This is a genomic window from Achromobacter sp. ACM05 (genome assembly GCF_019218915.1).
In the GTDB taxonomy this organism is placed as follows: domain Bacteria; phylum Pseudomonadota; class Gammaproteobacteria; order Burkholderiales; family Burkholderiaceae_B; genus Achromobacter; species Achromobacter animicus.
In genome coordinates, this window is record NZ_JAHUWQ010000001.1 from 58,768 (window position 1) to 71,512 (window position 12,745).

Annotated in this window: 14 protein-coding genes; 5 read left to right on the forward strand and 9 right to left on the reverse strand. The window is 66.2% G+C overall.

Annotation, left to right across the window (positions count from 1 at the left end; translation table 11 throughout):
- Positions 1–54: 54 nt before the first annotated feature.
- Together rnhA and KW836_RS00325 are read right to left on the reverse strand one after the other, a co-directional pair.
- Positions 55–516 carry a ribonuclease HI gene (gene rnhA, locus KW836_RS00320; RefSeq protein ID WP_175139095.1) on the reverse strand — a complete coding sequence of 154 codons (462 nt, stop codon included), beginning with the start codon at positions 514–516 and terminating at the stop codon, positions 55–57.
- Between the two features lie 50 nt (positions 517–566).
- Entirely contained in the window at positions 567–1,346 is a 780-nt protein-coding gene (locus KW836_RS00325; RefSeq protein WP_175139096.1) for a class I SAM-dependent methyltransferase, read from the reverse strand.
- 19 nt (positions 1,347–1,365) lie between these two features.
- Between KW836_RS00325 and gloB the strand changes: the two genes are divergently transcribed.
- The 3 genes from gloB (at position 1,366) to fabI (ending at position 4,552) form a co-directional block, all read left to right on the forward strand.
- A complete protein-coding gene (gloB, locus tag KW836_RS00330) occupies positions 1,366–2,187 on the forward strand; it encodes a hydroxyacylglutathione hydrolase (protein ID WP_218342153.1) in 822 nt (273 codons plus the stop codon).
- Between the two features lie 7 nt (positions 2,188–2,194).
- Positions 2,195–3,613, forward strand: a complete 1,419-nt coding sequence (locus KW836_RS00335) for a transglycosylase SLT domain-containing protein (RefSeq protein WP_175139097.1) — start codon at positions 2,195–2,197, stop codon at positions 3,611–3,613.
- Positions 3,614–3,766: 153 nt separating this feature from the next.
- Complete coding sequence (gene fabI, locus KW836_RS00340; protein ID WP_175125419.1) at positions 3,767–4,552, forward strand: enoyl-ACP reductase FabI; 786 nt, start codon at positions 3,767–3,769, stop codon at positions 4,550–4,552.
- A gap of 81 nt (positions 4,553–4,633) precedes the next feature.
- On the opposite strand, the gene KW836_RS00345 is transcribed toward fabI, so the two are convergent.
- Positions 4,634–5,032 (reverse strand): OsmC family protein, encoded by a 399-nt coding sequence (locus KW836_RS00345; protein WP_056327870.1) that lies wholly within the window; start codon positions 5,030–5,032, stop codon positions 4,634–4,636.
- Positions 5,033–5,239: 207 nt separating this feature from the next.
- Here KW836_RS00345 and KW836_RS00350 point away from each other — a divergent pair, with 207 nt between their 5' ends.
- Positions 5,240–5,917: a tellurite resistance TerB family protein gene (locus tag KW836_RS00350; RefSeq protein WP_175139099.1), complete on the forward strand. Its 678-nt coding sequence runs from the start codon at positions 5,240–5,242 to the stop codon at positions 5,915–5,917.
- Between the two features lie 86 nt (positions 5,918–6,003).
- On the opposite strand, the gene KW836_RS00355 is transcribed toward KW836_RS00350, so the two are convergent.
- The 3 genes from KW836_RS00355 to KW836_RS00365 all read right to left on the reverse strand — a co-directional run bounded on the left by KW836_RS00355 (position 6,004) and on the right by KW836_RS00365 (position 8,906).
- On the reverse strand, positions 6,004–6,990 hold the full coding sequence (locus KW836_RS00355) for a tripartite tricarboxylate transporter substrate binding protein (RefSeq protein WP_218342155.1): 987 nt from the start codon (positions 6,988–6,990) through the stop codon (positions 6,004–6,006).
- A 19-nt stretch (positions 6,991–7,009) separates the two neighbouring features.
- Positions 7,010–7,894 carry a carboxylating nicotinate-nucleotide diphosphorylase gene (gene nadC, locus KW836_RS00360; RefSeq protein WP_175125433.1) on the reverse strand — a complete coding sequence of 295 codons (885 nt, stop codon included), beginning with the start codon at positions 7,892–7,894 and terminating at the stop codon, positions 7,010–7,012.
- An 82-nt stretch (positions 7,895–7,976) separates the two neighbouring features.
- On the reverse strand, positions 7,977–8,906 hold the full coding sequence (locus KW836_RS00365) for a hypothetical protein (protein ID WP_218342157.1): 930 nt from the start codon (positions 8,904–8,906) through the stop codon (positions 7,977–7,979).
- 222 nt (positions 8,907–9,128) lie between these two features.
- Between KW836_RS00365 and KW836_RS00370 the strand changes: the two genes are divergently transcribed.
- A complete protein-coding gene (locus KW836_RS00370) occupies positions 9,129–9,356 on the forward strand; it encodes a hypothetical protein (RefSeq protein WP_175125437.1) in 228 nt (75 codons plus the stop codon).
- Between the two features lie 52 nt (positions 9,357–9,408).
- Here KW836_RS00370 and KW836_RS00375 read toward each other — a convergent pair whose 3' ends face one another.
- The 3 genes from KW836_RS00375 to KW836_RS00385 all read right to left on the reverse strand — a co-directional run bounded on the left by KW836_RS00375 (position 9,409) and on the right by KW836_RS00385 (position 12,590).
- Positions 9,409–10,374 carry a tripartite tricarboxylate transporter substrate binding protein gene (locus tag KW836_RS00375; RefSeq protein WP_175139102.1) on the reverse strand — a complete coding sequence of 322 codons (966 nt, stop codon included), beginning with the start codon at positions 10,372–10,374 and terminating at the stop codon, positions 9,409–9,411.
- Positions 10,375–10,443: 69 nt separating this feature from the next.
- Complete coding sequence (locus KW836_RS00380; protein WP_218342158.1) at positions 10,444–11,622, reverse strand: CaiB/BaiF CoA-transferase family protein; 1,179 nt, start codon at positions 11,620–11,622, stop codon at positions 10,444–10,446.
- Positions 11,623–11,651: 29 nt separating this feature from the next.
- Entirely contained in the window at positions 11,652–12,590 is a 939-nt protein-coding gene (locus tag KW836_RS00385; protein ID WP_218342159.1) for a hydroxymethylglutaryl-CoA lyase, read from the reverse strand.
- Between the last annotated feature and the right edge of the window lie 155 nt (positions 12,591–12,745).

The following is a 12,745-nucleotide window of genomic DNA, read 5'->3' on the forward strand; positions in this document are numbered from 1 at the left end:
CTAGTGGGCCGATTTGAGGGTATTTCCGGATGCCGGCGGGGCAGCCGATTCCGGTCAGGCGCGGCGCGCGACGTCGACGCCCATGTTGGCAAGTTGGTCGGCGCGCTCGTTGCCGGGGTCGCCCGCGTGACCGCGAACCCAGCGCCACGACACCGTGTGCCGCTGCACCTGCTCATCCAGCGCCTGCCAGAGCTCGGCATTCTTGACCGGCTTTTTCTCGGCGGTGATCCAGCCGCGCCGTTTCCAGTTGGCCAGCCACTCGGTCATGCCCTTCATGACGTATTGCGAGTCGGTGTGGATGGTGACGACGCACGGACGCTTGAGGGCGCGCAGGCCTTCAATGACCGCCAGCAGTTCCATCCGGTTGTTGGTGGTCTGGAGTTCGCCGCCATGCAGCGTCTTTTCGTGCGCGCCGGCGCGCATCAACACGCCCCAGCCGCCGGGACCCGGATTGCCCTTGCAGGCGCCGTCGGTCCACATTTCCACTTTCTGATCGTTCGCTTTGTTGTCCTGCATGGTGCTGCGTGCGTGTCCTTGTTCTTGCAATGTGAGGCCGGCCCGGCCGTTCAGGAGGGGTCGAAGCCGTCGTCCGCCTGGCGGTTGACCACCACCGACGCCGCGCGTGCGCGCTTGGGTTTGGTCTTCCAGGCAGGCCCGATGATACGCATGCCGGTCACGCGCTTGACCGCCGAGACCATGTAGACCGCCCCGCCCAGGCTCCACCAGCGGGCGCCGGCGGATTCCAGGAAGCCCCAGCGCTGCAGCCATTTTTCGCTGCGGCAGGCCGGCGCGTAGCAGCCGAACTGGCTTTCATCGACCTCCAGCGACAGCAGCTTGAACCAGTCCTTGAGCCGCACCAGCGACACCTGGGACGACGGCGGCTGCGGCAGCCAGGGCTCCATGCCGGGCATGCGGGTGCGCGCGCCCCACATGCTCCAGGGATTGAACCCCGAAATGACCACCCGCCCCTCGGGCACCAGCACGCGCTCGACTTCGCGCAGCACGTTGTGGGGATCGGGCGTGAGTTCGAAGGTGTGCGGCAGGATCAGGAGATCGACGCTTTGCGATTCGAACGGCAGGGCCTCGGGCTCTGCGACGACCACGCGCGACTGCCAGCCGGGCATATTTTCCGGCGCAGGGGTCTCGGTGCCCACATAGCCCTTGAACGGCATCCGGTTCGCCCGCAACAGGTTCAGGTCGGCAAGGCCGACCTGCCAGGCGTAATATCCGAAGACATCCGCGACGGCCGCGTCGAACTGGGCCCGTTCCCAGGCCAGCACGTACTGGCCCGGCGGCGTCTGGAACCATTCGGCCAGTTCTACAATCGGCGGAGTTTCTTCTGCCACGTTTTTTCCTTCGAATCCCATGCAAGCCTTGACCGCCCCCGCAGGCGGCCGCGAACGCAACGCCGCGGTCTTGCCTTTGCCAGCCTTTTCCGACAACTACATCTGGGCAATCGTCCAGGACGGCCTGGCGGCTGTCGTGGACCCCGGCGAAACCGGCCCCGTGTTGCAGTTCCTGGATCAGCATGGCTTGAAGCTGCGCGCCATTCTACTCACGCACCACCATAGCGACCATGTGGGCGGCGTGCTCGAATTGTCCCGCATCGAGGGCATCACCGTATATGGTCCGGCGCGCGAAAAGCTGCCGCGCTGCGACGTCCGTCTGGCCGAAGGCGACCGCGTGACGCTGCCGGAACTGGACCTGGACCTGACTGTGCTTGACGTCCCGGGCCACACCGCCGGGCACATCGCCTATGCCGGCCGCGCGGCCGGCGTCGAGCACGCGCTGTTCTGTGGCGACACGCTTTTCGCGGGGGGCTGTGGCCGGCTTTTCGAAGGCACCCCAGCGCAAATGTTTGATTCCTTGGAAAAATTTTCCGCTTTACCGCCGGATACAAAAGTTTTTTGCGCACACGAGTACACTCTAGCGAACCTTCGCTGGGCATCGGCCGTCGAACCGGCCAACCGCGACCTGCAAACGTGGCAACTGCGGGCCCAGCAATTACGCGCTGATGGTCACCCCACGCTTCCTTCGACCATCGGCCAGGAACGCGCGACCAATCCGTTCTTGCGCACGCAGCAGCCCGACGTCGTCCAGGCCGCCGCAAGCTGGGCCGGACGCCACCAGCAAACGCCGGTAGAGGTTTTTGCCTCCCTTCGTGAATGGAAGAACGATTTCAAGTGACCACCTGATGAATCTATCCCGACTCCTTCTGCCGCTCATGCTGGCAGTCCTCGCCGGTTGCGCAGGAACCAAAGCCCCCGATAGCAAGAACCTCACCACCAATTCCCAAGGCCGATACATCGCCCGGGACACTTCCCGCACGATCGACCTGACCAACCCGCCGGCCGACGCCTGGGACCGCATCCGCCGCGGTTTCGCGATCCCCAACCTGAATACCGACCTCTCCAAGCAGTGGACCGACTACTACGCGTCCCACCCCGAGGCCGTGCAGCGCATGGCGGAACGCGCAGGCAAATACCTGTATTTCATCGTCGACGAGATCAACCGCCGCGGTCTGCCGACCGAGCTGGCGCTGCTGCCCTTCGTGGAAAGCGCGTACAACCCGACGGCGCTGTCCCGCGCGCAGGCTTCGGGCCTGTGGCAGTTCGTGCCGGCCACGGGCCAGCATTTCAACCTGAAGCAGGACTGGTGGCGCGACGAGCGCCGCGATCCCATCGCCTCGACCAACGCGGCCCTGGACTACCTGGAAAAGCTGTTTGAAATGCAGGGCGACTGGTACCTCGCCCTGGCCTCGTACAACTGGGGCGAAGGCTCGGTGCAGCGCGCCATGGCCAAGAACGAGGCCGCCGGCCAGAACACCGACTACCTGTCGCTGAACATGCCGGACGAGACCCGCAACTACGTGCCCAAGCTGCAGGCCATCAAGAACATCATTGCGGATCCGCAGCGCTATGCCGTGGCCCTGCCGCCCGTGGGCAACACGCCGTACTTCGTGACGGTGCAGAAGAACAGCGACATCGACCTTGAAATCGCCGCCAAGCTGGCCGAAATGCCGCTGGACGAATTCAAGGCCCTGAACCCGTCCTTCAACCGCCCGGTCATCCGCGGCGACCATGGCCCCACCCTGCTGCTGCCGGCCGACCGCGTCGAAATCTTCAACGCCAACCTCACCAACTACAAGGGCGACCTGTCCGCCTGGAAGGTCTACCACTCCCGGCGCGGCGAGTCCTACGCGGCCATCGCCAAGCGCTTTGGCGTGTCCGAGGCTTCTCTGCGCGAGACCAACGACATCAGCCGCCGCCAGAAATCCGCGAACGGCCAGGCGCTGCTGGTGCCGGGCGACCCCGGCACGGGCGGCGTGCAGATCGCATCGCTGGCCCCGCCGGTCGGCGCGCTGGACGCGGCGCCGCAGGACAACAAGGCCGCCGCCCCGCGTGGCCGCACCACGCAGGCACCCGCCGCCCGCGTTTCCAGCGCCCGCCCCAACGTCCGCAGCCACAAGGTCCGCCAGGGCGACACCCTGTTCTCGCTGGCCAAGCAATACGGCACCACGGTCGACGCGCTGCGTGCGCTCAACAACATCAAGGGCAGTGCCCTGAAGATCGGCACGCAGCTTCGCGTGCCGGGCACAAACGCGCGCGGGTAACCCCCGCCACAATCGCCGCACACTCGGCGCGACACGCCGGCGCGACACCCCGGCGCGGCACCCCGCAAGGGGGCCGCGCCGTCTCGCCCGCTGGACCGCCAAATTCCCTAAAATAGGCGGCCTCCAGAAGGGAAAAATTTCAAGGACACATCTATGGGCTTTCTCGCCGGCAAGCGCATCCTGGTCACCGGGGTGCTTTCCAACCGTTCCATCGCCTACGGCATCGCGCGCGCCTGTCATCAGCAAGGCGCCGAACTGGCGTTCACCTACGTGGGCGACCGCTTCAAGGACCGCGTCAGCGAATTCGCCGCCGAGTTCGGCAGCAACATCGTGCTGCCCTGCGACGTGGCCGAAGACAGCCAGATCGACGGCGCCTTCGCCGAACTGGGCAAGCACTGGGACGGCCTGGACGGCCTGGTCCACTCCATTGGCTTCGCCCCGCGTGAAGCCATTGCCGGCAACTTCCTGGACGGCCTGTCGCGCGAAGGCTTTCGCATCGCCCACGACATCTCGGCCTACAGCTTTGCCGCCATGGCCAAGGCCGCGCTGCCCCTGATGGAAGGCCGCAACGGTTCCGTACTGACGCTGACGTACCTGGGCGCCGAGCGCGTGGTTCCCAACTACAACACGATGGGTCTGGCCAAGGCGTCGCTTGAAGCCAGCGTGCGCTACCTGGCCACGGCGCTGGGCCCGCGCGGCATCCGTGCCAACGGCATCTCCGCCGGCCCGATCAAGACCCTGGCCGCCAGCGGCATCAAGGACTTCTCGGCCATCCTGAAGTTCGTGGAAAACCAGTCCCCCCTGCGCCGCAACATCACCATCGAAGACGTCGGCAACGTCGCGGCCTTCATGCTGTCGGACCTGGCTGCCGGCGTGACCGGCGAGATCACCCACGTGGACGGCGGCTTCTCGACCATCGTTCCGGGCATGGAAGAGTAAGACCTGTTTGGGACGGGGCCTGGCGCCCCGCATTGCCGAACGGGGCCGGTTTCTCCGGCCCCTTCTCAGATTTCCGGTTTCTCAGTCCGGCCGCACGATCAGCGTGGACACCTGCACGTCCACCGCCGTCATCAGCTTGTGGATCGGGCACTTCTCGGCCACGGCCAGCAATTCGTCGATCTGCGCATCGGACAACTCGCCATGCAGCGTCAGCTTGGCGGTCAGACGGTAGATGCCACGGCGTTCCTCGCTGGCATCGCGCACCACTTCCACCCCCACCGATTCCAGCGGCAGGCCCTTGCGCTGCGCGTAGACCATCAGCGTCATCGCCTTGCAGCCGCCCAGCGCGGTATCGAAGTAATCATGCGGATCCGGCCCCTCGCCTTGCGGCTTGGGCATGTCCAGCGGCAGGTCGTGGCCTTCGGCCGTTGCGGTGAATTGCAGGGACTGGGGCGCATTCTGGCGCACGCGGATGCTCATGGATCGGTTCTCCTGTGTTGGGACTACCAGGGACAGCCCTGGATGATCTGGCTGCGCCTGCATGGGGCGGCCGGTCGGCCGGCGACAAGGACGGTTGTAGCACTTGCCGCAGCCTTCCGGGGCCGGATCAACCGCCTGACGGTTAGCTGAACTTCCTGCGACGGCCACGGTCCGATATCCCTGACCGACCGTTTTACAGGAGGCCGCATGAGCGCCCGGCAATTACTTGATCAACTGTTGCAGTCCGGACAAGGGCTGCTTTCCGACACCACAAACCGCGTGCAGAACGCCACCGGCGGCAAGGGATCGTCCCTGCTTTCCGGCTTGGGCGGCGGCGCCCTGGGCGCAGGCGCCCTCGGCCTCTTGATGGGCAGCAAGAAGGCCCGCAAGATCGGCGGCAAGGTCGCCATGTACGGCGGCATGGCCGCGCTGGGCGCATTGGCCTATCGCGCCTACGGCGACTGGCAGCGCAAGCAGGCGGGCGCGCCCACTGCCCCGCCCCAGACGCTGGACCGCCTGCCCGCCCCCGAGGCCGAACAGCACAGCAACGCCGTCCTCACCGCCATGATCGGCGCGGCCAAGGCCGACGGCCATATCGGCCCCGAGGAAAAAACCCTGCTGGAAACGGAACTGGCCAAGCTGTCATCCGACGCCCAGGACCGCCGCTGGCTGGAAGCCGAGCTGTCCCGCCCGCTGGATCCCAGCGTGATCGCCCAGTCAGCCAAGACGCCCGAAATGGCGGCGGAAATGTACCTGGCCAGCCTGCTCGTCGTGGACGAGGAAAGCTACATGGAGCGCGCGTACCTGGATGAGCTGGCGCGTCAGCTCAAGCTGGAACCGGGCCTGAAGGAGCAATTGGAGCAGCACGCCAAAGCGGCTGTCTGATAACAGCGGCTGACGCTGCAACCGTAGTTCCAGCCCCCTCCGCGGCCGATTCCGCGCATCACGCGCCGGATCGGCCGCTTTGCCGTTCAATCCGCCCGCAATCCAATCGCCTCGGTCAGCGCCGTATAGCGGTCGATGTCCGCGCCGATCATCTGCTGAAATTCTTGCGGCGAGCTGCTGGCAGGCGTAAAGCCCTGCTCACGCAGTGCGGCCTGCACATCCGGCCGCCGCACGATCTTCCCCACCGCCGCATTCAGCTTGTCGACCACTGCGGGCGGCGTCGCCGCCGGGGTCAACAGCCCGTGCCACTGATCCAGCGCATAGCCTGACACGCCCTGCTCGGCCACCGTCGGCACGGTGGGCATGAGCGGTGACCGCGCGGGCGACGTCACGGCCAGCGCGCGCAGCTTGCCCGCGGCGATCAACGGCGCCGCGCTGGAAGCCGTCACTAACCCCACGCCCACCTGCCCCGCCATCACGTCGGTCAGCGCCGGGCCGCATCCCTTGTACGGCACCTGCTGCATCACCGCGCCCGTCTTGCGCGACAGCATCTCGCCCGCCAGATGCTGCGGTGTGCCGTTGCCGCACGTCGCAAACGCCAGCGGCTTGTCCGGCACGGCGGCCACGATCACGTCATCAAGATTGCGCAAAGGGGACGCCGCCGGCACGACAAACACCGAGGGCACGAAAGCCACATTGATGACCGCCGCAAAATCCCGCTTCGGCGAGAAGCCCAGATTGCGATAGACGCCCGGGTTGATCGCAAACGAGCTGTTCACCATCAGCAGCGTGTAGCCGTCCGGCGGCGACTCGGCCACGATCCGGGCACCGATGTTGCCGCTGGCGCCCGGCCGGTTCTCCACCACCACCGGCTGCCCCAACGACTCCTGCAGACTGGCGCCGATGCGGCGTGCAAGCAGATCGGTCCCGCCGCCGGGCGGAAACGTCACGACGATCGTGATGGGATGCGACGGATACGACGCATCGCCCGGCGCCTCGCCCGAGGGCGGATTACCGCAGGCCGTCAGCGACAGAGCAACAAACGTAAGAGACGAAAGCAGCAGGCGTTTCATGTTCGGGACCAATGAAAAGTCAGGCGTCCAGACCAATGTCCAGCACCTTGGCGCTGTGCGTCAGCCACCCCACGGCGATCTGGTCCACGCCGGTAGCGGCCACGGCCGCCGCGGTTTCGGGCGTGATCCGGCCCGAGGCTTCCGTAATCGCCCGGCCCCGCGCCATCGCGACGGCGCGACGCAGGTCATCCAGGCTCATGTTGTCCAGCAGCACCACGTCCACGCCCAGCGACAGCGCCACTTCAAGCTGCTCCAGCGTGTCCACTTCCAGCTCGATCTTCACCATGTGGCCCACGCCGGCGCGCGCCCGTTCGACGGCGGTCGCCACGCTGCCGGCCAGCGCAATGTGGTTGTCCTTGATGAGCACCGCGTCGTCCAGCCCATGACGGTGATTGCTGCCGCCGCCCACGCGCACCGCGTACTTCTGCACCGCCCGCAGCCCCGGCATGGTCTTGCGCGTGCACGTGACACGCGCGCCGAAATCCGAGATGGCCCGGGCGATCGACGCCGTGGCTGTCGCCACGCCGCTCAGGTGACACAGAAAATTGAGCGCCACCCGCTCCGCGCTAAGCATCGCGCGCGCATTGCCCTGAATGCGCGCGATTTCCATCCCGGGCTCGAGATCGCTGCCATCGCGGCGCGACACCGTAAATGCTAGGTTTGGGTCCATCGTGCGGAACGCCAGCCGGGCCAGATCCAATCCCGCCAACACGCCCTCCTGCCGCGCCACGAGCCGCGTTTCGGCCGTGGCATCGGCCGGCACGATGGCGTCGGTCGTCAGGTCGCCAGCGCGGCCCAGGTCCTCCAGCAACGCCGCCCGCACGAGCGGCTCCAGCATGACGTCCGGCAGCGGCGGAACGGGAAGGCGATCGGCTGCGAGGGGCTTTGCGGCTTTAATGCTCATTTTGAGTATTTGTAGGGTAAAAAAAGGCGCGCAAGAATTGCGCACCACTTATGCTAATTATGAGTATAAGCCTTGTCAAGCATCAAACGATGCGCGACACCGGCAGCTTGCTGCCTGCAATGGCCCGCTCCAACAGCACGTCGCGCCGGAACCGGAACAGTTTGGCGGGCCGGCCGGCGGTGCCGGTCGCCATGGCGCCGGTCTCTTCGACCAGATCCTGCTGTTCGATGAAGCGGCGGAAGTTCTGCTTGTGCAACCCACGCCCCGCCAGCGCCTCGACCGCCATCTGCAGCTGCAACAGCGTGAACTCGTCCGGCATCAGTTCAAACACCACCGGGCGGTACTTGATCTTGGCGCGCAGCCTCGCAATGCCGGTGGCCAGGATGCGCCGGTGGTCGTGGCGCATCGGCTGTCCGGGCACCACCGCGGTTTCGCCGGTGCGCCGCACCGCCTCGGGCACCAGCCCGGCTTCGAACAACAGTTCGTAGCGCTGCAGCACCATGTCCTCATTCCACGCCGCGCCATCCAGTCCAAAGGTGATCGCCGCGCGCTGCTGGCGGCGCGCGCGGACCGATGCGTCCGCGCTGCCTTCGCACCACGCGGTGAGCCGCGGCACGATCACCTCCTCGACGAGCGCCGGCGTGCCCGCGCGGCGGTCTTCCCACGGAAAGTAGCGATACCAGTCCTGCCAGCCGACTTGCGCAACGCCCGTCTCGCCCGCTTCGCGCGTGAGGCCCAGGTAGCTGACCGAGATGACCCGCCCGCCGGACTCATCCGAGCGATCGCCGTCCGCAAAGGTATACAGCTGCTCGACATACCCCAACGGATGATGCGTCTGCGCCTCGACCCAATCTCGCAGGCCGGCCTGCAGCGACCGGTGCGACAACTCGAACGGCCCGGCCGGCAACGCCCTGGCATCGTCCGTCGTCAGCACCCGCGGCTCGCCGTTGGTCACCGCAACCAGCACGGCAACGAGTTCAGCATGGACGGAGCGTTCGACGGATTCGGTCAAGGTGGGCGTGGGGATATCGAGAATGGGCGGTCGGCAGAAAATGGCGGCGCGAAACTCGAGATTATAAGGACGCAGTGTGGCAAGTTTTGATGGCCTCGTCCTGCAACAGCCCCTTGCAATCGTGACATCCAGAACGCTGCCTCACCGGGATGGGGGTTCTAAGATGGACCAATGTCCAGGCGCGTCGCCATCCTGGCCTCGCGCGCAGTCGGAGCAATCGCCATGCTGAAAACCACCCCCGATCCCACCACTGCGTCCAAGGGTGCGGACGAACAAAAGCCCCCGACAGACCCGCGCAAGGGCACCGAGACCCTGCCCATGCCGGATGAAAGCAACGTCGTCGCAGGCATGCCGCGGCGTGGCCGCGCCATTGCGGAACCCGGGGAGCCGGGTGTCATCACGCCGGAAGACGACGTGCTGGATACGTCGTACGACACACCCAAGACGTGACGCGCACGGTGTTCCGCGCATAGGTATCGCCGGCGCAAAGCCGGCGATACCCTCAGTCCAGCTTCACCTTCGCACCCTCGATCACAGGCTTCCACTTCTGGTAGTCCTGCTTGATGGTCTCCGCGAACTGTTCCGGCGTCGTGGGCATGGCCTGCGCGCCCTGAGCCGCCAGGGCCTCCTGCATCGCCGGCAATGCCAGCACCTTGTTGAGCTCCGTGTTCAGCGTCTGGATGATGGGCTTGGGCGTCTTGGCGGGCGCCAGCAAGCCATACCAGACCCGTACGTCAAAGCCGGGATAACCCAGTTCCGCCACGGTCGGCACGTCGGGCAGCGCCGGGCTGCGCTGCGGCGAGGTGACGGCCAGCGCGACCGCGCTTCCGGCTTTGAGCTGCGGCGCCGCCGACGGGATGGACGTGAAGATCACCGGCACCTGCCCGCCCAGCAGATCCGCCATGGCGGGCCCCGACCCCTTGTACGGCACGTGGACCAGCTTGACGTCCGCGCGCTGCTGGAGCAGTTCGGCAGCCAGGTGCGTGATGGTGCCGGCGCCCGGCGACCCGTAGTTGACGGCCCCCGGCGCCTTGCGGGCCGCTTCGATCAGCGCCTGCAAGGTCTGGTAGGGACTGGATTTGCCCGCCACGATGACCAGGGGTGCTTCGCCCACGATGCCAATCGGCGCAAAGTCCTTGATCGGGTCGTAGGAAAGCTTGCTGTAGATGGAAGGCGCCACCGCCAGGTTGTCGACCTGCCCCATGACGATTTCATAGCCGTCCGGCTTGGCGCGCGCGGCCGCGCCGATGCCGATGGTGCCTCCGGCGCCCGGCCGGTTCTCGGCCACCACGTTCCATTTGGTCGTCTCGCCCAGCTTGGCGCTCACCGTGCGGGACAGGAAGTCCGTGCCGCCGCCCGGCGTGAACGGCACGATGATGCGGATGGGTTGATTCGGGTAGGACTCCTGGGCATGGGCGCCTGCCGCGACGCCCAGCACGCAAGCTGAAAGCAGAAGGTTGCGTAGCATGTCGTTTGTCTCCGTCGTTATTGCTTTATGGGCAGGCTGTGTCGCCTTGGTGGTCCTGCCGCGGCGTGTTCAGATGACGCCGCGTTCCTGCAAACCGCGGATGTCGTCCTGCGCGAATCCGAATCGCAGCAGCACATCGCGAGTATCCGCGCCCAGCGCGGGCGCGGCTTGCACGGGCCGGGCTTCGGCCTGCGCAAACTTGATCGGGAAGCCCAGCATCCGCACATCGCCATGGTCGCCATGCGGCACGTCGATGGCCATGCGCTGGTCCTGCACCTGAGGATCCTCGAACACTTCCTGAAGGTTCAGCACCTGACCGCACGGCACGCCAAACCGGTTCAGGCGTTCGATCCAGTGGGCGCTGGTGTGCTGGCGCGTGCGCGTCTGGATGGCCTCGGTGATGGCGCCACGATTGCGCATGCGATCGGCGTTCGTCGCAAAACGGGGATCGGCGCGCAACTCCGATAGCTCCAACGCGTCCAGCAGCTTGTGATAGACGACGTCGTTGCTGGGCGCGATTGCGACCTGCCCGTCGGCCGTCTCGAACAGCCCGTAGGGCGACGCGATGCCGTGATCGTTGCCCGTGCGCGCCGGCAGCCGGCCGTCGGCAAAATAGTTCGACGCCTGAAAGCTCAAGAGGCCGATCATGCTGCCCAGGAGGCTCACGCTGACGCTGTCCCCCTGGCCGGTGCGCTCGCGGCGCAGCAATGCCGCCACGATGCCGAGCGCGCCATTCATGCCGGCCACCAGATCGCTGATGGGGGGGCCCGCGCGCATGGGCGGCTGACTTTCCGCGCCATTCAGGCTCATGAACCCGCTCATCGCCTGCGCGATGAAATCGAACGCCGGCCGGTCACGATAGGGCCCGGTCGTACCAAAGCCGTTGATGCTGCAATGAATGATGTCGGGCTTGAGCGCCTTGAGCGCCTCGTCGCCCAGCCCCATCTTCTGCATTACGCCGGGACGGTAGTTCTCGACGATGACGTCGCATTCGGCGATCAGGCGCCGCAGCACGGCCTTGCCTTCCTCGCTGTAAAGGTCGAGCGTGACGGATTTCTTGTTGCGGTTGTAGTTGGCGAAGTACCAGCTCAGGCCGTCGCGTATCACGCCCTGGGCGCGCACCGGGTCGCCTTCGCCCGGCGTCTCGATCTTGATGACCTCTGCGCCCATGTCGGCAAGCAGAGAGGTGCAGAACGGACCCGAGATGATGCGGGTCAGGTCCAGAATGCGGAATCCGGATAAAGGCATGGGTTCTTTTGAATCCAGGGTTGCGGAAATCAGCCAACGGCGGCCACGGCGCCGTCGTAATCGTGCAAGGCAAGACGCGGCCCGGCCTTCATCACCTGCCCTGACAACGGGCGCTTCATCACCTGCTCAAGATGCCGCGACGCCTGGATCAGCGCCGCCAGGTCGATGCCCGTCTCGATGTCCATCTCGTGCAGCAGGTTGACCGTGTCCTCGGTGCAGACATTTCCCGTCGCCCCGGGCGCGAACGGACAGCCGCCCAAGCCGCCCAGCGACGATTCAAAGGACGTGATGCCGGCGTGCAGCCCCTCGACCACATTCACCAGCCCGAGGCCGCGCGTGTTGTGAAAGTGCAGCGAAAAATCCATGGCCGGAAACGCGGCGCGCAGCGCGTCCACCGTCTTGCGCACGAGCCGCGGCGTCGCCATGCCCGTCGTGTCGCCGAGCGTGACGGCGTCGAAATCCAGACGGGCAAACTCGGCCACGATGGTCTTCAACGTGGCGATATCGACATCGCCTTCAAACGGACAACCGAAGGCGACCGCGATGGCGCCCTTGCGCCGCATGGGATGCTCCTGCAACAGCGCCGCCACATCCTCGATGTCGCGCAGCGATTGCTCCACGGACCGGTTCAGGTTCTTTCTGTTGTGGCTTTCGCTGGCCGACAGGAACACCACGACTTCATCGGCACGCGATGCCAGCGCACGTTCAACGCCGCGCGGGTTCGGCGCCAGCGCGCTCAACACGACGCCCGGCCGCTTGTCCGCCAGCGCCAGCAACTCTGCGGCGTCGCGCATCTGCGGCACCGCCCGGGGCGACACGAACGAGGTTGCCTCGATGTGCCGCACGCCGGCGGCAATCAGTTCATTCAGGATGGCAGCCTTGGTCTCGGTGGGCACGAACTCGGGCTCGCTTTGCAGTCCGTCCCGCAGTCCCACCTCCACGATCTGCACTCGGCTTGGAAGGCTCACGTCTCTCTCTCCTCGCGCCCGCGCGGCGGGCGGTCCATGGGCTTGATGAGCTATCTTCCGAGGTCCGCCGGCGTGGCACAAATCGCGATTCTTCAGCGGGGCATCGCCATTCGCGATGGCTGAGCGCGGCGGCGCCTGCGTTGGCCGTCCGGATT

Excerpts from the sequence above, each read along its gene's own strand:
- rnhA (WP_175139095.1), bottom strand. The coding sequence starts at position 516 with ATGCAGGACAACAAAGCGAACGATCAGAAAGTGGAAATGTGGACCGAC.
- gloB (WP_218342153.1), top strand. The coding sequence starts at position 1,366 with ATGCAAGCCTTGACCGCCCCCGCAGGCGGCCGCGAACGCAACGCCGCG.
- KW836_RS00335 (WP_175139097.1), top strand. The coding sequence starts at position 2,195 with ATGAATCTATCCCGACTCCTTCTGCCGCTCATGCTGGCAGTCCTCGCC.
- fabI (WP_175125419.1), top strand. The coding sequence starts at position 3,767 with ATGGGCTTTCTCGCCGGCAAGCGCATCCTGGTCACCGGGGTGCTTTCC.
- KW836_RS00345 (WP_056327870.1), bottom strand. The coding sequence starts at position 5,032 with ATGAGCATCCGCGTGCGCCAGAATGCGCCCCAGTCCCTGCAATTCACC.
- KW836_RS00350 (WP_175139099.1), top strand. The coding sequence starts at position 5,240 with ATGAGCGCCCGGCAATTACTTGATCAACTGTTGCAGTCCGGACAAGGG.
- KW836_RS00355 (WP_218342155.1), bottom strand. The coding sequence starts at position 6,990 with ATGAAACGCCTGCTGCTTTCGTCTCTTACGTTTGTTGCTCTGTCGCTG.
- nadC (WP_175125433.1), bottom strand. The coding sequence starts at position 7,894 with ATGAGCATTAAAGCCGCAAAGCCCCTCGCAGCCGATCGCCTTCCCGTT.
- KW836_RS00370 (WP_175125437.1), top strand. The coding sequence starts at position 9,129 with ATGCTGAAAACCACCCCCGATCCCACCACTGCGTCCAAGGGTGCGGAC.
- KW836_RS00375 (WP_175139102.1), bottom strand. The coding sequence starts at position 10,374 with ATGCTACGCAACCTTCTGCTTTCAGCTTGCGTGCTGGGCGTCGCGGCA.
- KW836_RS00380 (WP_218342158.1), bottom strand. The coding sequence starts at position 11,622 with ATGCCTTTATCCGGATTCCGCATTCTGGACCTGACCCGCATCATCTCG.